Here is a 21,380-nt window from a genome sequence, read left to right as displayed (position 1 = left end):
AGCGCAGCATCCTGCCGCAAAGTATCGAGCTTGACCACCTCGTCACGTCTCGGCATGCTGAGCGCCGCCCTGGCTCCGCGAGGGGAGGCGGCGTGCCAGATGCGCTACGCTGAGCGGACAAGGGAGTCGAGGCGCTGTTACAGGGCGCCGCTCATAAAAACAACAGGATCCGCCAATGGCCGTTTATGAAATCCTGATTGCCGATGATCACCCGCTTTTTCGCAGCGCCCTGCATCAGGCGTTGACCCTGGGGCTGGGGCCCGATGTACGTCTGGTGGAAGCTGCCAGCATCGCCGAGCTGGAAGGCCGCCTGGCCGAGAAGGGCGACTGGGATCTGGTGCTGCTCGACTTGAACATGCCCGGCGCTTATGGCTTTTCCGGCCTGGTACTGCTGCGCGGGCAGTATCCGCAAATCCCGGTGGTGATGATCTCCGCTCAGGAAGAGGCGTCGGTGGTCAATCGCTCTCGCGAGTTCGGCGCCAGTGGCTTCATTCCCAAATCCAGCCCGCTGGAAACCTTGCAGCAGGCCGTGCGCCAGGTGCTCGATGGCGACACCTGGTGGCCGCCGCTGGCCGAGGAGAGTGCGCCGGTGTCGGAGGAAACCAAGGCCGCCAGTGCCGGGCTGGCCAGCCTCACGCCGCAACAGTTCCGCGTGCTCACCATGGTTTGCGAGGGCTTGCTGAACAAACAGATCGCCTACGAGCTGAGCGTTTCCGAGGCCACGGTCAAAGCCCACGTTACCGCCATCTTCCGCAAGCTGGGGGTGCGTACCCGGACTCAGGCAGCCTTGCTGTTGCAGCAGATGGAGTCGATCCCGGCGCACTGAGCCCAAGCCCAGTCTGTTCAGACGATGGGAGGCAGCACGATCTGATCGCTGCGACTCACACCTGCGGTGAGGGCACGGCACTGCTCGAGGAATTCGCGCATGGCGGCGGTCTGGTATTTCTGTTTGTGCCAGATGAAGTAGAACTGCCGACGCAGATCCAGCGCCGGGGTTTCCACCGCCACCAGGCTGCCCCGGCGGATGGCGTCGCGCAGGGCCAGGCGGGAAATGCAGCCGATGCCCAGGCCGGATTCCACGGCGCGCTTGATCGCTTCGGTGTGTTCCAGCTCCAGGCGGATATTCAAGCGGTTGGGGTGATGGCGCATGGCCTGGTCGAAGGTCAGGCGGGTGCCCGAACCCTGTTCACGCAGGATCCAGGCTTCGTGGGTCAACTCTTCCAGACTGGCGCTGCCGCGCTGGGCCAGCGGGTGTTGTGGCGCGCAGAACACCACCAGCTCGTCCTCGACCCAGGGCTGCACCTCGATGTCCGGGTGCTGGCAGTCGCCTTCGATCAGCCCCAGATCCAGTTCGTAGTGGGCCACCTGCTGCACCACGTGGGCGGTGTTGTGCACCTGCAGCTTCACCCGGCATTCGGGGTGATGCTGCATGAAGCTGCCGATCAGCAGGGTGGCCAGGTAGTTGCCCACGGTCAGCGTAGCGCCAACGTTCAACGAGCCATAGCCGCTCTTGCCACCGAGCAGGCGTTCGATCTCGCGGGCCTGGTCGAGCAGGGCCACCGCCTGGGGCAGCAGTTGATGGCCCAGGGCATTGAGCGCCAGGCGTTTGCCAGCACGGTCGAACAACTGGCAGTCGGACTGGCGCTCCAGCTCGGTGAGCGAGGTGCTGGTGGCAGACTGCGACAATGCGAGCGATTGCGCGGCGCGGGAAACGCTCTCATGCTGCGCCACGGCGACGAAGACCTGAAGCTGTCTGAGGGTAAATCGCATATCGATATAACCGATAACCTATATCTTGATAATCCACTTAACAGATATTGTTGCCGCGAATAGAATGCCGCGCAATCGCGCCTTTGGGCGCTGTGTTTCTCGAGGAAAACATCATCATGAGCAATATGAACGTCGAGCGCGTGCTCAGCGTCCACCACTGGAACGATACCCTGTTCAGCTTCAAGTGCACCCGTGACCCGGGCCTGCGCTTCGAGAATGGCCAGTTCGTGATGATCGGCCTGCAACAGCCCAATGGTCGCCCGCTGATGCGCGCCTACTCCATCGCCAGCCCGAACTGGGAAGAGCACCTGGAGTTCTTCAGCATCAAGGTGCCCGATGGCCCGTTGACCTCGCAGTTGCAGCACCTCAAGGAAGGCGACGAGATCATCATCAGCAAGAAACCCACCGGCACCCTGGTGCTCGATGACCTCAACCCCGGCAAGCACCTGTACCTGCTCAGCACCGGCACCGGCCTGGCGCCGTTCATGAGCGTGATCCAGGATCCGGAAACCTACGAACGTTTCGAGAAGGTGATCCTGGTGCATGGCGTGCGCTACGTGAACGAAGTGGCCTACCGCGAGTTCATCACCGAGCATCTGCCGCGCAACGAGTTCTTCGGCGATGCGCTGAAAGAGAAGCTGATCTATTACCCGACGGTGACCCGTGAGCCGTTCGAGAATCAGGGCCGGCTGACCGACCTGATGCGCAGTGGCAAGCTGTTCGCCGACATTGGCCTGCCGCCGATCAATCCGCAGGACGACCGCGCCATGATCTGCGGCAGCCCGAGCATGCTCGACGAGACCAGCCAGGTGCTCGACAGCTTCGGCCTGAAGATCTCCCCGCGTATGCGTGAGCCGGGGGACTATCTGATCGAGCGTGCCTTCGTGGAAAAATAAGGTTTTTCGCGGGATCTCGGGAAGTTGGTTTTGATACCGGACTGGCAAGTTTGTGTGTTCTTTGGTGGTCTGGACGCCGCTTCAGTGTGTTCGGAAACTCCTTGTTTCGCCCCCTCGGGCGACTCACTTTTCTTTGAAATGCGCAAAGAAAAGTAAGCCAAAGAAACGCCCCCCCGCCATCCGGGTCTCGCTTCGCTCGACTCCCCTCACTCCGGCACCGCTCCGGGGTCGGCGTACATGGGCCATCCCTGGCCCATTACGCGGGGCCGCCATCGGTATCTCGCGGCATCCATGCCGCTCGCCCCCTGCGCAATGCCTACGTTCGGCCTCCTGAAGGGGGCATTCGCGCGCCTGAGCGGACAGGTATGCCAGGTTGGCGCTGCGTGCTCTGACGGCTGTGAAGTCGCAATGTAGCCATCAAATTAAACCGATACTTTCATTCGCATAGTTTCACCCACTTGCATAGTTTGCCGGCCTGAGGCCGGCATTCTGGTCAGCCTAAGGCTGACCTCATATTCAAGCACTTCCATGCTAATTCTGGGTTACCGCAGGTTCAGGCGTGTGCAGAGCCCGCCCAGGAGGGCGAACGCAATCGTCGTGGAAGAGGTTGAGCGGCATGGATGCCGCGAGAGCCGCGATGGGCCAGGGATGGCCCACCGTGGCGGGCCTCTGGAACGGCGATGGAGTGAGCGAACCCTGGCGAAGCCAGGGCCGGATGACCGGGCGGAGGGTTTTGGTTACTTTTGCCCTACAAAAGTGACTCGCCCGGGAGGGCGAAACCAAAAACATCAGCAAAAACGCGGCAATTCGGAACAAGCACCAGAAAAACACAAACTTGCCAGTCCGGTGTCCAGGTATTCCCCCTGAAAATGCGATGAACCAAAAATGAGCGTTTCCGCTCAACGACAAAGCCGCCGATGGGCGGCTTTGTCGTTTCAGGTGGCTCATGCATGCGTAGCCCGGATGAAATCCGGGCGATGGCGATACATGTTCCCCGGATTTCATCCGGGCTACGGGCTACGGTTTTACAAGCGCTTGGCGTCGAGGATCAGCACCGGCTCGCGCGGTACGTTCTGGTGCATGCCACGGTTGCCGGTGGGCACCTGGGCGATCTTGTCCACCACGTCCATGCCACGGATCACCTTGCCGAACACGGCATAGCCGAAGTCGCGCGAGCCGTGGTCGAGGAAGGCGTTGTCCTTCTGGTTGATGAAGAACTGGCTGGTGGCCGAGTCGCGCACCTGGGTGCGGGCCATGGCCAGCGTGCCACGGACGTTGTGCAAGCCGTTGTCGGCCTCGTTCCTGATCGGGGCGTCGGTGTCCTTCTGGCGCATGTCGGCATCGAAGCCACCGCCCTGGATCATGAAACCGGGCATCACGCGGTGGAACTGGGTGCCGTTGTAGAAGCCGCTGTCGACGTACTTGAGGAAGTTCTGCGTGCTGATCGGCGCCTTGTCGGCGTCCAGCTCCACTTCGATTTGCCCCAGGCTGGTGGTCAGCAGCACCTTGGGGTTTTCTGCCGCCAGCAGGCTGGAGGACAGCAGCAGGGTGCAGGCAGCGAGCGCGAGTTGCTTGAGCATGATGGTCAGTTTTCCTTGTTGGCAGAGCCGTCGACTTCGGCGAGGAAGTCGAGCAGGACGGTGTTGAAGCGTTGCGGTTGATCCAGCGGTGTGGCGTGGCGTGAATGATCGATCACCTGCAGGCGCGCGTCGGGGAGCTCTTTCACATAGGCCTGCTTGAGTTCGATCGGGGTGTAGTCGCGATCGGCGGTGATCACCAGAGTAGGACAGGTGATGCGTTGCAGCCGTTCCCGCACGCCCCAGCCGATGATGGCGTCGAGGCTGGCGAGATAGGCACGCTTGTCGTTCTGCGGCCAACGCTGCTCTACCTTGCGCCGCAGTTCGGCCTGTTCCGGCAGGGGGAACAGCAGTTTGCCCAGGCCCTTGGCGATGGTGTCCAGTGGCAGCAGACGAGCCAGCAGCCAGCGTTTGGCGATTTCCAGGCGCTCGCGCAGGTTGTGCGGCTTCACTTCCGGAGCACTGTTGACGATGGTCAGGCTGCGCAGCAGATGCGGCTGATCAACACCGAGCTGAAAGCCGATCATGCCACCCATGGAAATGCCCACCAGGTGCACCGGTGGCAGTTGCAGATGTTCGATCAATGCCGCGACATCGTCGGCGAAGTCGAGCATGCGATAACGCTGGTGAGGTTTGTCCGAGCGGCCATGGCCGCGTACGTCCAGGGCCAGCACGCGGTAATGGGCGCTCAGCGCGGGAATCTGCGCTTCCCAGTCCAGGGTGCTGGAGCCCAGGCCGTGCACCAGTAGCACGGGTGTGCCGTGGCCACGATCCTCGTAGTGGAGCTGGCAACCGTCATTGTCGAAGTAGGGCATGGAGCGCCTCAGGTGCTCGACTGCGGTGCGGCGAAGGGGGCATCGAGAGGCGCGCAGTCGAAGTTCTTGATCAGCTCGATGAGGATCTGCGTGGCCGGGCCGAGCGCACGATCCTTGTTGTTATAGAGGAAGAAGCGTGGTTTGCGCACGCCGCCCTGGCTCAGGGGCAGAGGCTTGAGCAGGCCCTCCTGCAATTCGCGGGTGATCAGATGGCGCGGCAGCCAGGCAAAGCCCAGGCCGCTGCTGACGAAAGTGCGCGCGGTCGGCAGGCTGCCCACCGTCCAGCGTTGCTCGGCACCCAGCCAGCCGGCATCACGCGGTTGCAGGCGGCCACTGTCACGGGTGACGACCTGCATCTGGCCTTCCAGATCCTGGAAATTCAGTTCGCGTTGCAGGCGATGCAGCGGGTGTTCTGGGTGGGCGACGGCGACGAATTCCACCTCGCTCAGCTCGATGCCCAGGTGGCCGGTGATGTTCAGGGCGCTGATGGCCAGGTCGGCGGTGCCTTCGAGCAGCACTTCCTCGACCCCCGAAAGCACCTCCTCGCGCAGGCGCACGCGGCAGCCACGGCTTTGCGGCATGAAGGCCGACAGGGCGCGCACCAGGTTGGCCGTGGGGTAGGCGGCATCCACCACCAGGCGCACTTCGGCTTCCCAGCCCTGTTCCATGTGGTGGGCCAGTTCCTCGAGCTGGCTGGCCTGCTTGACCAGGTGCCGCGAGCGGCGCAGCAGCACGTCACCGGCCACGGTGAGCACCGCCTTGCGTCCATCGATGCGCAGCAGCGGCACGCCGAGCTGCTCCTGCATGCGCGCCACGGTGTAGCTGACCGAGGATTGCGAGCGGTGCAGCACTTCGGCGGCTTGGGCGAAGCCGCCCTGATCTACCACGGCCTGCAAGGTTCGCCATTGATCCAGGGTTACGCGGGGTACCTTCATTACCTCATCCTGCTGTTGGGGCTCATTGCCAGTTAAACTGGCATTCTTCTGTCGGAGAACAGCGCATGAAAAAACTAGGTTGTCTGCTGTTGCTCATGGGCTTGCCACTGGGTGCCCATGCTTATCCCATCGAACTGGAGAAGCAGCTCAATGGCGCCGAGGTATCGGCTACCACCCAGGACGTCGACCACAACATCGCGGGGTTGATGCTCTACAACTACGGCCAGCGCGACGCCGAGTGCAAGGCCGTGTTCCGCAATGGCCCGGAGGCGCCGCGTATCCGTCAGGCCAGCCTGGCACCCGGAGCCAACAACAACCTGGTGGTCAGGTTCAGCCGTAGCGTCATCCGTCTAAGGGTGGATCTGACCTGCAAGCCCAAGTAAGTCGAGGCTAGCGCTGCTTGTTGATCAAATCAACTTTATCGATATATGTAAGCGGATATTTGCTCTTTTTCATCGATAGGTGTGGGCGTAACCTGCGCTCCATCGACACCCACCCACTTCGATGGAGTCCTTATCATGTCCCGCGTTCTGGTTATCGAAAGCAGTGCTCGTCAACAAGGCTCGGTGTCCCGCGAGCTGACCCAGCAGTTCATCGCCCAGTGGCAGGCCGCCAACCCGGCCGACCAGGTTCAGGTACGTGACGTGGCGGCCAACCCGCTGCCGCACCTGGATCTGACTCTGCTGGGTGGCTGGATGACCCCGGCCGAGCAGCAGAGCGCGGCGGAGAAGGCCGCGCTGGCACGCTCCAATGAGCTGACCGAAGAGCTGCTGGCCGCTGACGTGCTGGTGCTGGCTGCACCGATGTACAACTTCGCCATTCCCAGCACCCTCAAGACCTGGCTCGATCACGTGCTGCGTGCCGGGGTGACTTTCAAGTACACGGAAACCGGCCCGCAAGGTCTGCTGACCGGCAAGCGTGCCATCGTGCTGACTGCCCGTGGCGGCATTTATGCCGGCAGCGCCCTGGATCACCAGGAACCCTACCTGCGCCAGGTACTGGCCTTCATTGGTATTCACGATGTGCAGTTCATCCATGCCGAAGGCATGAACATGGGTGGCGAGTTCGTGGAGAAGGGCCTGGCCCAGGCCAAGGCCAAGCTGGCCGAAGTGGTCTGATCACGTTCGACTCTCCTGAGTGCCCGCTTGCGGGTATTGCTGCCGGTCATGCCCTTGGGGTGGCCGGCTTTTTGTTGTCGCTTCGCGCAGGTGCGGGGGCTGCCCTGTAGGGTGCGCTGTGCGCACCGATACACAAGACCGCGCCTGGCTGTCCCGGATTGCATCCTGGCTACTCGGTTGGCGAGTCTGTAGCCCTGCATAAGCTGTGCAGTTGTGGATTGTCCGCCTTTGCCGAACGCGCTATGGTCGCCGCCTTCTTCCGGAGGTGGCCGTGCGATATCTGTGGATTGTGACCCTGCTGTGGGCCTTTTCCTTCAGCCTGATCGGTGAATACCTGGCTGGCCGGGTCGACAGTTATTTCGCCGTGCTCACTCGCATTCTCATTGCCGGCCTGTTGTTCGTGCCGCTGACGCATTGGCGCGGCCATGCGCCGGCCTTCGTGCGCGGCATGCTGCTGATCGGTGCCTTGCAGTTCGGCATCACCTACGTCTGCCTGTACCTGAGCTTCGCCGTGCTCAGCGTGCCGGAGGTGTTGCTGTTCACCATCCTCACTCCCTTGCACGTGACTCTGATCGAGGATGCCCTGAACCGACGCTTCAACCCCTGGGCGCTGGTAGCAGCGGGGGTGGCGGTGCTCGGCGCAGGCATCATCCGTTACGACGGCATCAGCCCGGGTTTCCTGTTCGGCTTTCTGCTGCTGCAACTGGCCAACTTCACCTTCGCCGCCGGCCAGGTGCTGTACAAACATCTGCTGCTGCGCCATCCCAGTGAGGGGCCGCAGTACCATCGCTTCGGCTTCTTCTACCTGGGCGCCTTGCTGGTGGCCTTGCCGGCCTTCCTGCTGCTGGGCAATGCCGAGCGCCTGCCGACGACGGCGCTGCAATGGGGTGTGCTCGGCTGGCTCGGCGTGATGGCGTCCGGGCTTGGTCTGTATTGGTGGAACAAGGGCGCCAGCTTGGTCGATGCCGGCACTCTGGCGGTGATGAACAATGCCCTGGTACCGGCCGGGCTGCTGGTCAACCTGCTGATCTGGAACCATGACGCCGACCTGCTGAGTCTGGCCCTGGGCGGGCTGGTGATCGCTGCCTCGCTGCCGCTGGCACGGCTCGGACGGGCCCGGGCCGTGCACGGGAGCGTAGCCTGATGCATTTGTCCGGGCGCGGCGTGGCGCTGTCGGTAGGCGCCTCGGTGCTGTTTGCCATGATGCCGGGCTATGTGCCCTGGCTGGCGCCGCTCGACGGCATACAGATCTTCGCCCAGCGCGTGCTCTGGTCGATTCCCCTGGTATTGTTGCTGGTGGTATTGACGCGGCAGAGTGCGTTGCTGCGCGAAACCTTCGGCCGTTTGCGCCGTGAGCCGCTGCTGCTGGCCGCCTGTCCATTGGCCGCTGCACTGATCGGTGTGCAGTGGGGGCTGTTTCTCTGGGCGCCGCTGGCGGGGAAGATGCTGGACGTATCCATGGGCTATTTCCTCCTGCCGCTGGCGCTGGTGCTCAGCGGCCGGCTGTTCTACGGCGAGCGTCTGCGTCCCTTGCAGCGCCTGGCGGTAATCTGCGCCGTGCTCGGCGTGTTGCACGAGCTATGGCGCACTCAGGCGTTTTCCTGGCTGACGCTGATCACCGCAGTGGGTTACCCGCCCTACATGATGCTGCGTCGTTGGATGCGTCTGGATGCGCTGTCCGGCTTCGTGCTGGAGATGCTCATACTGGCGCCACTGGCCATCTGGCTGATCGTCGCGTATGGCCCGGCCAATGCCTTCGCCAACAAGCCTGAACTCTGGTTGCTGATGCCGGGCATGGCGCTGATCGGCACCCTGGCGTTCGCCTCGATGATGGCATCGAGCCGACTGTTGCCCATGGGGCTGTTCGGCATCCTCAGCTACGTCGAGCCGGTGCTGTTGTTCGCCGTGGCGTTGCTGGTGCTGGGGGAGCGCTTCGATGCCGCGCAGTGGCTGACCTATCTGCCGATCTGGCTGGCGGTATTGCTGGTGGGCTGGGACAGTGCGCGCTTGCTGCGCAAGCAGGGCGCGGGTTGATCAGGCGGCACTGTGGCGGGCGTCGGACAGCGGCATGAGTTGGCTGTAGGGGTTGTTCACCCGGTAGTGCAACTGGATGACGCCACTGTTGAAGCGGCGCTGTTCGCATAATTCCAGGTTGCGTTCCAGCCCGGTGGCGAACAGGCGGATGCCGGCGCCGAGCAGGCAGGGTGTGAGGTTGATCAGCACTTCGTCGATCAATCCGGCAGCGTGACAGTTGCCCGCCAGGGTGCTGCCGCCCAGCAGCCAGGTGCGCTGCAGGCCTGCCTCGCGCAATACCGCCATGGCCTGGCTCGGGGTGCAGTGGGTCAATTGCACTTCTGCGCAGGGCCGCCGCAGGGCCGAGCGGGTCAGCACCACGCAGGGCTTGCCGGGGTAGGGCCAGGGGCCGCCCTTGGCCAGCAGGGCCTCATAGGCCATGCGCCCCATCAGCAGCGAGTCGATCCCGGCGTAGAACTGCTGGAAGCAGTTTTCCTCGTCCGCCTGGCGTTCGCTCTCGAGCCAGTCGAGGCTGCCGTCCGGACGCGCGATATAGCCGTCCAGACTGGAGGTGACGTGGTAGATCAGTGAGGGCTGCATCCTGCCTCCGCGAAGGGCGGGTGTTGGCGTTGGAGTGGTACACCGAGGACAAGTTCGCCAGCCGCCGTACCGCTGGTCGGCAGGAGCAGCCTGTCAGTTCAGCACATTGCGCAGGATCTCGTAGACGATGCCCGTGGCCACCGCTACCAGCACCACGTCGCTGCCCACCTGCTTCCACTCGTAACCCTCGTAGTGGGGCAAGCGTGCCGACAGGCGGCTGTCGAAGTTCTTGGCAATACCAGGTGGCAGAGGCTTGCCGCGGGCCAGGTTCTTGGCGATACCGGGCGGCAGGGAGGGGCTCGGGCCGATCAGTTGGCGATTTTCGCCCAGCACGATACGCACCTGGCCGATGTCCACGCTGGGGCCGCGCATGTCGAGTTGCACCTCGTCGTGACCGCCCTTATGCGGATTGCCCTTGCCTGGCGGTGGTGCGGCGAGCAGCGGGGAGGCAGCCAGCAAGGCGCACAGGCCAAGGCATACAGCGGCGTGAGGTTTCTTCGGCATGAGGGACGCTCCCGTGGTGTGATGTCAATTCGACGCTCGGTATGCGGTTTCGGTTCCTGTGAAGGTTAGCCCTGATCGCGCTGTTAATCGGGGGGCGAGTGCAAAGAAACTCGGCCCGGACGCCGGAAACCGTTAGGCTATGCACCGTTTTGTCGATCCTTCGAGGTAGTGTTGCCGTGTTTGCCCAATTCGCCCTGCATGAACGTCTGCTCAAAGCCGTGGCCGAGCTCAATTTCGTCGAGCCGACGCCCGTGCAGGCGGCTGCCATTCCACTGGCGCTGGAGGGCAAGGATCTGCGCGTGATCGCCCAGACCGGCAGTGGCAAGACCGCTGCCTTCGTCCTGCCGTTGCTCAACCGCCTGCTCGGCGATGGCAACTCCCGCCAGCGCCTGAGCATTCGCGCGCTGATCCTGCTGCCGACCCGCGAGCTGGCGCAGCAGACCCTCAAGGAAGTCGAGCGTTTCGCCCAGTACACCTTCCTCAAGGCCGGCCTGGTCACCGGCGGCGAGGACTTCAAGGTGCAGGCGGCGATGATGCGCAAGATCGACATTCTGATCGGCACGCCGGGCCGCCTGATCGAGCATGCCAACGCCGGTAACCTGCCGCTCGACGAAGTCGAAGTGCTGGTGTTCGACGAGGCCGATCGCATGCTCGACATGGGCTTCGCCGAGGATGCCCAGCGTCTGGCCGAGGCCTGCGGGCCGCACCAGACCCTGCTGTTCTCCGCCACCACGGGCGGCAACGGCCTGCGCGAGATGATCGCCAAGGTGCTCAAGGAGCCGCAGCACCTGATGCTCAACAGCGTCAGCCAGCTCAACGAGGGCACCCGCCAGCAGATCATCACCGCCGACCACAATCATCACAAGGAACAGCTTGTGGACTGGCTGCTGGCCAACGAGACCTATGACAAGGCCATCGTCTTCACCAATACCCGGGTGCAGGCCGACCGTCTCTACGGCAAGCTGGTGGCGGCCGGGGTCAAGGCCTTCGTGCTGCACGGCGAGAAGGATCAGAAGGATCGCAAGCTGGCCATCGAGCGCCTGCGACAGGGCGCGGTCAAGGTACTGGTAGCCACCGATGTGGCGGCGCGCGGGCTGGATGTCGATGGTCTGGATCTGGTGATCAACTTCGACATGCCGCGCTCCGGCGACGAGTACGTGCACCGCATCGGTCGTACCGGCCGCGCTGGTGGCGAAGGCCTGGCGGTGTCGCTGATCTGCCATGGCGACTGGAACCTGATGTCGAGCATTGAGCGCTACCTCAAGCAGCGTTTCGAGCGTCGTACCATCAAGGAACTGAAAGGCGCCTACCAGGGGCCGAAGAACCTCAAGGCCTCGGGCAAGGCCGCTGGCAGCAAGAAGAAAAAGACTGAGAAGAAAGACCCGAAGAAGGCCGCCGCGCCTAAGCGCAAGACCGGCCCTCGCCCGGCCGGCAAGCCTTCCGCCCTGGTCAGCGCCGACGGCAGCGCGCCGCTCAAGCGCAAGAAGCCGGCGGCAGAGTAGCGGTGTAGGGTGGACGACGCTTCATTCGTCCACCGTTCTGCGCTGGTAACGCACGGTCTGCCCCTCTCCCATTTATGGGAGAGGGCTGGGGAGAGGGTGGCTCAGGCCATTCGGATCTGTCAGATAGGCCCTCTCCCCCGGCCCCTCTCCCGCTTGCGGGAGAGGGGGGGCTCAATCCACCCCGACGAAACCACCGGTCTGGTGCTGCCACAGGCGTGCATACAGACCGCCACGGGCGATCAGCTCGGCGTGGCTGCCGGTTTCGATCACCTGGCCCTGGTCGATCACCACCAGGCGATCCATGCGCGCGATGGTGGACAGGCGGTGGGCGATGGCGATCACCGTCTTGCCCTGCATCAGGCTGTCCAGACTTTCCTGGATGGCCGCTTCCACTTCCGAATCCAACGCCGAGGTGGCTTCGTCCAGTACCAGGATCGGCGCGTCCTTGAGCAGCACGCGGGCGATGGCGATGCGTTGGCGCTGACCGCCAGAGAGCTTGACCCCGCGTTCGCCCACCTGCGCATTCATGCCGCGCCCGCCCTGGCTATCGTCGAGATTGGGGATGAAGGTATCGGCACGCGCCTTGCGCACGGCTTCCCAGAGTTCCTCATCGCTGGCGCCAGGCTTGCCGTAGCGCAGGTTGTCGCGAATCGAGCGGTGCAGCAGGGCGGTGTCCTGGGTGACCACGCCGATATGCGCGCGCAGGCTTTCCTGGGTGACCGTGGCGATGTCCTGGCCATCGATCAGGATGCGGCCGCTTTCCAGGTCGTAGAGACGTAACAGCAAGTTGACCAGGGTGGATTTGCCCGCGCCGGACGGGCCGACCAGGCCGATCTTCTCGCCAGGGCGGATGGCGATGTCGAGGCCGGCGATCACGCCGCCTTGCTTGCCGTAGTGGAAGTGGATGTCCTCGAAGCGTACCTCACCTCGGGTTACCTGGAGCGGCTGGGCGTCTTCGCGGTCGAGCACCTGGCGCGGCTGGACGATGGTCTGCATGCCGTCCTGCACGGTGCCGACGTTCTCGAAGATGCCGTTGACCACCCACATGATCCACTCGGACATGTTGTTGATGCGGATGACCAGGCCGAGAGCCAGGGCAATGGCGCCGGTGCTGATCAACGTCTGGCTCCACAACCACAGGGCCAGGGCGCCGGTGCCGACGATCAGCACGCCGTTCATGCAGGTGATGAGAAAGTCCAGCGCGGTGATGGTGCGCGACTGCAGGCAGAACTTGTCGAGCAGTTCCTGCATGGCCTCGCGGGCGTAGCTTTCCTCCTCCTGCGAATGGGCGAACAGCTTGAGCGTGGCGATGTTGCTGTAGCCGTCCACCACCCGCCCCATGACCTTGGAGCGCGCGGCAGAGGCAGCAGCCGAACGCGCCTTGATGCGCGGCACGAAGTACCACAGCGCGGCGCTATAGCCGACTATCCACAGCAGCAGCGGCAGCACCAGGCGCAAGTCGGCGGCGGCGAACAGGTACAGTGCGCTGCCGGCATAGACCACTACATGCCACAGGGCGTCGATCACCTGCATGGCCGACTCGCGCAGTGATGGGCCAGTCTGCATCACCCGTTGGGCGACGCGCCCGGCGAAATCGTTCTGGAAGAAGCTCAGGCTCTGCTTGAGCACGTAGCGGTGGTTCTGCCAGCGGATCAGGTTGCTCAGCCCCGGGTTGATCGCCTGGTGTGCCAAGAGGTTGTGCAGGCCGAACACCACGGGACGGATGATCAGCGCCACCAGCAGCATCCACAGCAGGTCGCCCCGATGTTCGGCGAAGAAGCTGTTGGCATCCATGCTGGCCTGGGCCATGTCGATCAACTGGCCGAGGAAGGCGAACAACGCCACCTCGATCAGCGCGGCGAAGAAACCGATGATCAGTATGGCCAGCATCAGCGGCCACACCTGTTTCAGGTAGTGGCCGTAAAAGCGCAGCAGCCCCGCTGGTGGTGCGACATCGGGGCTGGGTTTGAAGACGTCGATCAACGACTCGAAGCGGCGAAACAACATGGAGGCGGCGTCCTGCCCAGAAAGCGAACGCCGATCCTAACGCGAACCTGTCTCAGGTGGCAGTGTTCTCTTCAGCTCACTGGCCCAGGCCAGTAGTGGCACTTCGGTCTGTGGTTGCCAGATGCGCCGCAGCAACAGCAGCAGTTGCTCGGGCTCGCCACGGGCGAAGGGCTGGCGGTCGATGCGTTCGTGTACCTGCCACTTGCCTTCTTGCCACTGGGCGAAGTCGAAGCGGAAGGGGTGGTAACCGGTCATGCCCAGGCGCAGGTCGGTGACGATCAGATGCCCGTCCACCCGGTCATAGCGCAGCACTCCGTTGGTGAACCAATGCAGGCGCTGGTGCATCGGCGAGTCGGCCAGCGCTGCCTGCAGGTGGGTGCCACGGGGCAGGCGCTGCAGTTGCGGTGGTGCGCTGTCGAACCAGCCGGTCAGCGCCTCGTGATAGTCCTCGCCATCCACCACGATGACGCGCCAGAGCAGGGTATTGAAAGGCGTCGGCGTGACGAACAACTGTTCGGCCTGGATGCCCTGGCGGGCCAGCTCACGTTCCACCCGTTGTTCGGCCATGAACTTGCCGGCCAGGCTGAAGCCGATGTACAGGGTCGAGATCGCCAGGGCCACGGCCGGTACGCGCCAGCTCTGCTCGCGCAGGCCAGTGAACAGGCTGACGATCACCGCCACCAGCAATGGCAGGCTGTACAGCGGGTCGATGATGAACAGGCTCGACCAGGCCGTGGGCGTTGGCATCAAGGGCCAGAAGAGCTGGGTGCCGTAGCTGGTGAAGGCATCCAGCAGCGGGTGAGTGATCAGCACCAGCCAGAGGGTGAGCAACAGGCGCCTGCTGCTGTAGCCGGGATGAGGACGAAAGCGCCGGATCAGCCAGGTGAGCAGCAGCGCCAGGCCGCTGAGCACGAACAGCGAGTGGCTGAAGCCGCGGTGATAGGTCATCTCGGCCACTGCATCGCCGTAGTCGATGACCACGTCGAGGTCGGGTAGGGTGGCCAGCGCGGCGCCATAGAGCAGGGCCTTGCGCCCTTGCCAGCGACCGAGCAACGCGCCCTGTATGCTGGCGCCGAGAACGGCCTGGGTAATCGAATCCATTGCGTCGATCCATGAATGACGAGGCCGCTACGTTAGCGGAGCGCCGCCGCCGCTGCCGTAGTGAAATTTCAAGCAAAGGTTACAGTAGGCATCGCACCAGCCAGGCCATTCTTCCATGCTGATCATTTCCAACGCTGTCCACCTCCCGCTGGACGAGATCGAACTGACCGCCATCCGCGCCCAGGGTGCTGGCGGGCAGAACGTCAACAAGGTGTCCAGTGCCGTGCATTTGCGCTTCGACAGCCAGGCTTCGTCGCTGCCGCCGTTCTACAAGGAGCGCCTGCTGGCCGCTCGTGATTCGCGCATCACCGAGGGCGGCGTGGTGATCATCAAGGCGCAGCAGTTCCGCACTCAGGAGCAGAACCGTGCCGATGCGTTGGAGCGTCTGGTCGAATTGATCCGCGGCGTAGCCAAGACCGAGAAGAAGCGCCGCCCGACCAAGCCGACCCGGGGTTCACAGACGCGCCGTCTGGACGGCAAGAGCAAGCGTGGGGCGATCAAGGCCGGGCGGGGGCGGGTCGACTACTAGGGGGCTATGCCGTTCGGGCGTTTCGGCGCGGCCGTACGCGTAACGTCGACAGTCTCTGATGGTTGGTTTTTCGCATGTTAGGGGGAGGGCTTGGTTGATACTGGACTGGCAGGTTTGTGTGTTGTTTGGTGTTCTGGGCGCCGCTTCGGTGTGTTCGGAAACTCCTTGTTTCGCCCCCTCGGGCGACTCACTTTTCTTTGAACTCGGATTGCCGCCCAGCGCAAAGAAAAGTAAGCAAAAGAAACGCACCCCCGCCATCCGGAACTAGGCGTCCCCGTCATGCTTCGCTCGACTTCCCTCACTCCGGCATCGCTCCGGGGTCGGCGTACATGGGCCATCCCTGGCCCATTACGCGGGGCCGCCATCGGTATCTCGCGGCATCCATGCCGCTCGCCCCCTGCGCAATGCCTACGTTCGGCCTCCTGAAGGGGGCATTTGCGCGCCTGAACGAACGGGCAATCCATAGGTTGCTCGGCGTGTTCTAGTAGCGATGAAGTCGCGATTGGGTCGTCGAGTTAAACCAATACTTTCATTCGTGTAGTTTCAGCTTGCCGGCTTGCAGCCGGCATCCCGGTCAGCCCTAAGGCTGACCCATGTTCAAGCACTCCACTCTAATTCTGGGTTACCTCGGGTTCAGGCGCGTGCAGAGCCCGCCCAGGAGGGCGAACGGAATCGTCGTGGAAGAGGTTGAGCGACATGGATGTCGCGAAAGCCACGATGGGCCATGGATGGCCCACCGTGGCGGGCCTCTGGAGCGACGATGGAGTGAGCGAACCCTCGCGCAGCAGGGCGGGGGCGCCTAGCTCGGATGACCGGGCGGAGGGTTTGGTTACTTTGCCCGCAAAGTGACTCGCCCGGGAGGGCGAAACCAGAAACATCCGCAAAAACGCGGCAATTCGGAACGGACACCCGAACACCCAAAACAAACTTGCCAGTCCAGTATCAAAACCGACTTTCCCAAGACCCCACGAAGAACCTGATGTTTCACAGCCTAAAGAAGCTCACCTTCTCCTGCATGCGCGTGGCCAGGTTGGCCAGTTCGCGGCTGGCCACGGCCACCTGCTCGGAGCCGGCCGAGGTTTCCTGAGTGGCCTGGTGAATGCGCCCGATGTTGGCGCTGACATCCGCGGCGACGTTGCTTTGCTGCAGCGAGGCGCTGGCGATCTGCGCGTTCATGCTGTTGATGGCGGTGACTTCCTGGTGGATCTTGCCCAGCGAGCTTTCGGCGATGCGGGTCTGCTCCACCGTCTGCTGCGCTAGTTCGCGGCTGTCCTGCATCACTTCGGCGGCCTTGTTGGTGCCAGCCTGCAAGGTGGCGATCATGCCGCGAATCTCGCGGGTCGACTCCTGGGTACGGTTGGCCAGGGAGCGTACCTCGTCGGCCACCACGGCGAAACCACGGCCGTGCTCGCCAGCACGGGCGGCCTCGATGGCGGCATTGAGCGCCAGCAGGTTGGTCTGCTCGGCGATGGCGGTGATCACGTCGGTGATCTTCTCGATGTTCTCGCTGTCCTGGGCCACCTGCAGCACGCTCTGTGCGGCACTCTCCAGGGTGTTGGCCAGGTTCTGTATGGCACCTGCGGTGCTGGTCACCACCTCATTGCCCTTGCTCACCTCGATATCGGCACTCTGCGTGGCATCTGCCGCCTGGGTGGCATAGCCGGCCACTTCGTTGACCGTCGCCGCCATCTGCTGGATGGCACTGGCGATCTGCGCTGCCTCGCTGGCCTGCAGGTGGATCTGCTGGTTGTTGTTGCTCGAGGTGTGCAGCAGTTGCTCGGAGGCCTGCAGCAGTTCGGCCGCCGCGCTGCGTACCTGGGTGATGGTGTCGGCCAGGCGTCGGGTGGTGTTGCCCAGAGCGGCCATTACGCTCTGTGGGTAGCGGGTGTCGATACGCTGGTCGAGCTGGCCCTCGGCCAGGCGCCCAATGGCCTCGGCAACTTCGTGCGGTTCGGCACCGAGCGTCGACTTCAGGCGCTGGATGATCAGCAGGGAAATGCCAATGCCGAGCAGGATGGCCACCGCCGTGGCCAGCAGCATCAGCCACTGGAAGCTGCCCGCGGTGGCACGCACCGCATCGATGTGCTGGGCGATCTGCCGCTCCTGGAAGTCGATGTAGGCATTGATGTCCTTCAGCCATTGGCTGTAGGCCGGCGACACCTCCTTGAGCAGCAAGGCCTGCGCCCCGGCGCGATCATCCTGGCGGCGCAGGTTCAGCAACTGCTCGGTCAGTTGCAGAGTGCGCTTCTCGGTGGCCTGAATGGCTTCGAGCAGGCGTTGTTCCTCGGCGGTGGCCGGTTGGCTGGCGAGCAGTTGCTGCATCAGCGTGGTCGATTTCTGGTAGTCGCCGCGCAGGCGCTCGATGGTCTGCAGGTAGGCGTTCAGGGCACTGTCGTCCACCAGTACGGCGTCGCGAATGGCGATGGCACGGTCATGCACGCTGCCACGGAAGTTGATCGCGTAACGCTGCTTGAGGGCGGCGCCTTCGTTGACCTCGGTGAGCGTGGAGTCGATGAAGCTAACCCGCTGCACGCCGATCAGGCTGATCAGCAACATCAGGGACAGGATCAGGCCGAAGCCCAGGCCCAGGCGTTGGGCAATGCTGAGTGGGGCGTGCATGGACGATGCTCCTATGAGCGCGCAGACGAAGAAGATGAGGGTGATTCTAGGGAGCGCCGCGACGGCACTACAGTGAATAGTGGCTACATGGCTAATAGCCATTATGCATCTGTTGCACGGCGGGAGTGAGTGGCGGGGGGATTCTGCTGGCAGCCTTGCGCGGGCCAGTTTTTTGCGTCTGCCCAGGACGCTCGTGCAGAGTATGGCGGGGCGCGCCTGGCGCCCCGCCACACATCCGCCAGGGCCTCAGATGCCCTGCGGAATCTCTTCACCGCCGAGGGCGCTGAACAGCTCGGGCAGGAACTCCACCAGAGTCATCATCATCAGGGTGAAGCTGGCATCCTGCTGAGCCAGGGCATCGTCGCCGCCATCCTGTTCGGCCTGCTCCTGGAGGATGTCCTCAAAGCGCAGGCGCTTGATGGTCAGCTTGTCGTCGAGGACGAAGGACAGTTTGTCCTGCCAGGCCAGCGATAGCTGGGTGACCTGCTTGCCGGTGGACAGGTGCAGCTGGATTTCCTCGCTGGTGAGATCCTGGCGCTTGCAGCGCACCACACCGCCATCCTCATGGGTATCGCGCAGCTCGCATTCATCGAGGACGAAGAACCCCTCGGCGGCGCTCTGGCTCTTCAGCCAGTCGGTAAGGGTGGCGGTCGGGGCGATCTTCACCGACAGCGGGCGCACCGGCAGCGAGCCGATGGCCTCGCGCAGGGTGGAGAGCAGGTCTTCGGCCTTCTTGGCGCTGGCGCTGTCCACCAGGATCAGGCCCTGTTTCGGCGCGATGGCGGCGAAGGTGCCAGATTTGCGAATGAAGGCGCGTGGCAGGAAGGCCTGGACGATCTCGTCCTTGATCTGGTCGCGCTCCTTTTTATACACCTTGCGCATCTGGGTGTTCTCGATCTCGTCGACCTTCTCCTTGAGCGCATCACGCACCACCGAGCCCGGCAGGATGCGCTCTTCCTTGCGTGCGCCGATCAGCAGAAAATCGCCGCTGACATGCACCAGCGGGGCATCGGCACCCTTGCCGAAGGGGGCGGTGAAACCGTAGGTGGTCAGTTCCTGGCTGGCGCAGGGGCGTGCCGGTTTGCTGGCCAGAGCAGCTTCCAGTGCGTCGGCGTCGAAGGGGATGTCCTGGGTGAGGCGATAGACCAGCAGGTTGCGGAACCACATGAGCGGGTGACTCTCCATTGGCTTGAGGGGGCGCTGACCGACCAGGCGGGCGCGCCAACGAACGGGGGGCAGGGGCTGCCTGCCGATATGCAGCGCGCATTATTGTCGCCTAGAGCGGCGAGGCCAACCCTGGCAAGTGGCCGTCTGGATAATTCCTGGGCATTCGCTAAGTTCTTGCTGCCTCGATAAATTTTTTTCACATCCAGGCTTGCCAAGGTCATCTGCGCTCACTAGAATGCGCCCCACTTCGAGAGTGAATGGGGTGGTTAGCTCAGCCGGGAGAGCATCTGCCTTACAAGCAGAGGGTCGGCGGTTCGATCCCGTCACCACCCACCAATCTCGCAGTTACGCGCAGCGGTAGTTCAGTCGGTTAGAATACCGGCCTGTCACGCCGGGGGTCGCGGGTTCGAGTCCCGTCCGCTGCGCCATTCTTCTCCTCGCTTCATCCCCTCCTGTGACAATTCTTCGGCGTTCGCCGAAAACTTCAAGAAATCCTTTGTACGCCTGAACTTGTGCGCTTTGCCGGGCTCCTAATGCCGTAGCCAGCAGCGTGCTGCTTCGCAGGCCTCGATCCTGTGATGTCTGCTTGCGTCGAGGCGCCAACAGACCCTAAGCTCGCGCTTTCACACGACGGCCTTCGGGCGCATCAACAAAGGAACAAGCATGAAACAGCATCGTTTGGCGGCGGCGGTTGCCCTGGTGGGTCTGGTACTCACGGGTTGTGATTCGCAGACCAGCGAAGTCGAACTCAAGAGCCCGGCGCAGAAAGCTTCCTACGGTATCGGCCTGAATATGGGACGCAGCCTCTCCGAGGAAGGCATGGACGATCTGGATTCCAAGGCCGTCGCCCAAGGTATCGAAGACGCGATGGCGAAGAAGGAGCCGCGCATCAAGGATGAAGAGATGGTCGAGGCCTTCACCTTCCTGCAGAACCGTGCCCAGGAGCGCATGGTTGCGCTGAGCAAGGAAACCGCCGAAGCCGGCAAGAAGTTCCTCGAAGAGAATGGCAAGCGTGAAGGCGTGGTGACCACCGCCTCCGGCCTGCAGTACGAAGTGATCAAGAAGACCGATGGTGCTCAGCCCAAGCCTGACGATGTGGTCACCGTTCACTATGAAGGCAAGTTGACCGATGGCAGCGTCTTCGATAGCTCGGTCGCCCGTGGCAGCCCCATCGATCTGCCGGTCAGCGGCGTGATCCCAGGTTGGGTCGAAGGTCTGCAACTGATGCACGTGGGCGAGAAGTACAAGCTGTACATCCCCAGCGAGCTGGCCTATGGCGAGCAGAGCCCGTCGCCGGCCATTCCGGCCAACTCGGTGCTGGTGTTCGATCTGGAACTGATCGGCATCAAGGACAAGAACGCCAAGGATCAGGACGTCGCTCAGTAACAACCTGCCCTGATTGAAAAAAACGCCCCGTCTCTTGATGGGGCGTTTGCGTTTTTGCGCTTGACCTGAGCGGTGCGAGCTGATCCAGGTGTTACGCTTATGCACATTGTGCGAATCACTCCCAAGTGATCGCCGTTACACTTGAATGACTTTTTCGTCAACTCACAACTTATTGATTTCATTGGGTTTTGTGGGCTGGGCAAAAAATGCCCGATCTGACTGAAGGCCCCATAGCACGGGGCTTTGGTAAGCTTGTCGAAAGTCTTTGCACAGGTTTATCCACAGCTTCGGTGGATAAACCGGCAACCCCAGGCAGTCACTGGGCTGCCAAGGAGCGATGATGAAAACTCCCTGGAAACTGGCGCGTTACCTTCCGCTTGCGGCGCGCTTCGTGCGTGACGGCAAGCTGCCCGAACTGTTGCGCCAGCTTGCCGACAAGAAGACCCCGGTTGGCGCCCGCTTCGCCGCGCTCAGAGAGGACGTGCAACTGTTGCGTTCGCTGTGCCTGGCCTGGTTCAAGGGCGAATACCGACAGGTCAGCAAGCAGGCCTTGCTGATGGCCGTGGCGGCGTTGCTCTACTTCATCACACCGCTCGATGCCATACCCGATTGGTTGGTGGGCTTGGGGTTCGTCGACGACCTCGCCGTACTGGCCTGGGTACTCAATACCTGGAGGGACGAGCTGCAGGCGTTTCGCCTCTGGCGCGAGCAGCAGTCGCCGGAGCGGCTTGCCGTCATCGAAGCGCTGCCTGCGCCGAGCGATGCCAAGGACGTTTCGCCTCGGGCGACCATCTGAGTCGGCCGCCTGTTAAGATGCCCCGAGCCTTCGGTTGCGCATTTT

Annotated in this window: 20 protein-coding genes, 2 tRNA genes and 1 pseudogene; 12 read left to right on the top strand and 11 right to left on the bottom strand. The window is 63.0% G+C overall.

Annotation, left to right across the window (positions count from 1 at the left end; all coding sequences use genetic code 11):
• Window positions 1-175: 175 nt before the first annotated feature.
• Complete coding sequence (gene erdR / locus OU800_RS16685) at window positions 176-826, top strand: response regulator transcription factor ErdR (RefSeq protein ID WP_268178444.1); 651 nt, start codon at window positions 176-178, stop codon at window positions 824-826.
• A 17-nt stretch (window positions 827-843) separates the two neighbouring features.
• Here the strand turns inward: erdR and OU800_RS16680 are convergent, their stop codons facing one another.
• Window positions 844-1,770 carry a LysR family transcriptional regulator gene (locus OU800_RS16680; protein ID WP_268178442.1) on the bottom strand — a complete coding sequence of 309 codons (927 nt, stop codon included), beginning with the start codon at window positions 1,768-1,770 and terminating at the stop codon, window positions 844-846.
• A gap of 116 nt (window positions 1,771-1,886) precedes the next feature.
• On the opposite strand from OU800_RS16680, the gene fpr reads away from it, so the two are divergent.
• On the top strand, window positions 1,887-2,666 hold the full coding sequence (gene fpr, locus OU800_RS16675) for a ferredoxin-NADP reductase (RefSeq protein ID WP_268178441.1): 780 nt from the start codon (window positions 1,887-1,889) through the stop codon (window positions 2,664-2,666).
• A gap of 1,025 nt (window positions 2,667-3,691) precedes the next feature.
• On the opposite strand, the gene OU800_RS16670 is transcribed toward fpr, so the two are convergent.
• From OU800_RS16670 to OU800_RS16660, 3 genes are read right to left on the bottom strand one after another with little or no spacing between them, the layout of a single operon-like run.
• The gene (locus OU800_RS16670; RefSeq protein ID WP_268178440.1) at window positions 3,692-4,246 is read right to left on the bottom strand and encodes a peptidylprolyl isomerase; all 555 of its coding nucleotides are present in this window, start codon (window positions 4,244-4,246) and stop codon (window positions 3,692-3,694) included.
• Between the two features lie 5 nt (window positions 4,247-4,251).
• Window positions 4,252-5,058, bottom strand: coding sequence for an alpha/beta fold hydrolase (locus OU800_RS16665; RefSeq protein WP_268178439.1), 807 nt, complete (start codon window positions 5,056-5,058; stop codon window positions 4,252-4,254).
• A gap of 8 nt (window positions 5,059-5,066) precedes the next feature.
• Window positions 5,067-5,993 (bottom strand): LysR family transcriptional regulator, encoded by a 927-nt coding sequence (locus OU800_RS16660; RefSeq protein ID WP_268178437.1) that lies wholly within the window; start codon window positions 5,991-5,993, stop codon window positions 5,067-5,069.
• A 65-nt stretch (window positions 5,994-6,058) separates the two neighbouring features.
• Between OU800_RS16660 and OU800_RS16655 the strand changes: the two genes are divergently transcribed.
• The 4 genes from OU800_RS16655 to rarD all read left to right on the top strand — a co-directional run bounded on the left by OU800_RS16655 (window position 6,059) and on the right by rarD (window position 9,145).
• Window positions 6,059-6,376, top strand: coding sequence for a 3-phosphoglycerate kinase (locus OU800_RS16655; RefSeq protein ID WP_268178436.1), 318 nt, complete (start codon window positions 6,059-6,061; stop codon window positions 6,374-6,376).
• Between the two features lie 135 nt (window positions 6,377-6,511).
• Window positions 6,512-7,111: an FMN-dependent NADH-azoreductase gene (locus OU800_RS16650; RefSeq protein WP_268178435.1), complete on the top strand. Its 600-nt coding sequence runs from the start codon at window positions 6,512-6,514 to the stop codon at window positions 7,109-7,111.
• A 271-nt stretch (window positions 7,112-7,382) separates the two neighbouring features.
• Window positions 7,383-8,255 carry a carboxylate/amino acid/amine transporter gene (locus OU800_RS16645; protein ID WP_268178434.1) on the top strand — a complete coding sequence of 291 codons (873 nt, stop codon included), beginning with the start codon at window positions 7,383-7,385 and terminating at the stop codon, window positions 8,253-8,255.
• Window positions 8,255-9,145 carry an EamA family transporter RarD gene (rarD, locus tag OU800_RS16640; protein ID WP_268178432.1) on the top strand — a complete coding sequence of 297 codons (891 nt, stop codon included), beginning with the start codon at window positions 8,255-8,257 and terminating at the stop codon, window positions 9,143-9,145. Before OU800_RS16645 ends, rarD begins: the two co-directional genes overlap by 1 nt.
• Here the strand turns inward: rarD and OU800_RS16635 are convergent, their stop codons facing one another.
• On the bottom strand, window positions 9,146-9,724 hold the full coding sequence (locus OU800_RS16635) for a dihydrofolate reductase family protein (protein ID WP_268178431.1): 579 nt from the start codon (window positions 9,722-9,724) through the stop codon (window positions 9,146-9,148).
• Between the two features lie 93 nt (window positions 9,725-9,817).
• Window positions 9,818-10,228 (bottom strand): anti-virulence regulator CigR family protein, encoded by a 411-nt coding sequence (locus tag OU800_RS16630; protein ID WP_268178430.1) that lies wholly within the window; start codon window positions 10,226-10,228, stop codon window positions 9,818-9,820.
• 176 nt (window positions 10,229-10,404) lie between these two features.
• Here OU800_RS16630 and OU800_RS16625 point away from each other — a divergent pair, with 176 nt between their 5' ends.
• Window positions 10,405-11,730 carry a DEAD/DEAH box helicase gene (locus OU800_RS16625; protein WP_268178429.1) on the top strand — a complete coding sequence of 442 codons (1,326 nt, stop codon included), beginning with the start codon at window positions 10,405-10,407 and terminating at the stop codon, window positions 11,728-11,730.
• Window positions 11,731-11,901: 171 nt separating this feature from the next.
• On the opposite strand, the gene OU800_RS16620 is transcribed toward OU800_RS16625, so the two are convergent.
• A complete protein-coding gene (locus OU800_RS16620; RefSeq protein WP_268178428.1) occupies window positions 11,902-13,737 on the bottom strand; it encodes an ABC transporter ATP-binding protein in 1,836 nt (611 codons plus the stop codon).
• Between the two features lie 36 nt (window positions 13,738-13,773).
• A complete protein-coding gene (locus OU800_RS16615) occupies window positions 13,774-14,838 on the bottom strand; it encodes a metal-dependent hydrolase (RefSeq protein ID WP_268178427.1) in 1,065 nt (354 codons plus the stop codon).
• A 115-nt stretch (window positions 14,839-14,953) separates the two neighbouring features.
• On the opposite strand from OU800_RS16615, the gene arfB reads away from it, so the two are divergent.
• Window positions 14,954-15,367: an alternative ribosome rescue aminoacyl-tRNA hydrolase ArfB gene (arfB, locus tag OU800_RS16610; RefSeq protein WP_268178426.1), complete on the top strand. Its 414-nt coding sequence runs from the start codon at window positions 14,954-14,956 to the stop codon at window positions 15,365-15,367.
• Between the two features lie 984 nt (window positions 15,368-16,351).
• Here the strand turns inward: arfB and OU800_RS16605 are convergent.
• The 3 genes and pseudogenes from OU800_RS16605 to rdgC form a co-directional block, all read right to left on the bottom strand.
• Window positions 16,352-17,527: a methyl-accepting chemotaxis protein gene (locus OU800_RS16605; RefSeq protein ID WP_442964787.1), complete on the bottom strand. Its 1,176-nt coding sequence runs from the start codon at window positions 17,525-17,527 to the stop codon at window positions 16,352-16,354.
• Window positions 17,522-17,923: pseudogene (locus tag OU800_RS24410) on the bottom strand (MCP four helix bundle domain-containing protein); the annotation flags it as partial. The gene OU800_RS16605 and the pseudogene OU800_RS24410, both read right to left, overlap by 6 nt.
• 309 nt (window positions 17,924-18,232) lie before the next feature.
• Window positions 18,233-19,153 carry a recombination-associated protein RdgC gene (rdgC, locus tag OU800_RS16600; RefSeq protein ID WP_268178424.1) on the bottom strand — a complete coding sequence of 307 codons (921 nt, stop codon included), beginning with the start codon at window positions 19,151-19,153 and terminating at the stop codon, window positions 18,233-18,235.
• A 260-nt stretch (window positions 19,154-19,413) separates the two neighbouring features.
• Here rdgC and OU800_RS16595 point away from each other — a divergent pair.
• The 4 genes from OU800_RS16595 (at window position 19,414) to OU800_RS16580 (ending at window position 21,335) form a co-directional block, all read left to right on the top strand.
• Window positions 19,414-19,489: transfer RNA gene (locus OU800_RS16595), tRNA-Val, on the top strand.
• 15 nt (window positions 19,490-19,504) lie between these two features.
• Window positions 19,505-19,581, top strand: a tRNA-Asp gene (locus OU800_RS16590).
• A gap of 235 nt (window positions 19,582-19,816) precedes the next feature.
• A complete protein-coding gene (locus OU800_RS16585) occupies window positions 19,817-20,539 on the top strand; it encodes an FKBP-type peptidyl-prolyl cis-trans isomerase (RefSeq protein WP_268178423.1) in 723 nt (240 codons plus the stop codon).
• A 340-nt stretch (window positions 20,540-20,879) separates the two neighbouring features.
• Window positions 20,880-21,335 carry a YkvA family protein gene (locus OU800_RS16580; RefSeq protein WP_268178422.1) on the top strand — a complete coding sequence of 152 codons (456 nt, stop codon included), beginning with the start codon at window positions 20,880-20,882 and terminating at the stop codon, window positions 21,333-21,335.
• Window positions 21,336-21,380 lie beyond the last annotated feature (45 nt).

Source organism: Pseudomonas sp. GOM7, assembly GCF_026723825.1.
Lineage (GTDB): Bacteria > Pseudomonadota > Gammaproteobacteria > Pseudomonadales > Pseudomonadaceae > Aquipseudomonas.
This window is presented reverse-complemented; position numbering and strand designations above follow the sequence as displayed.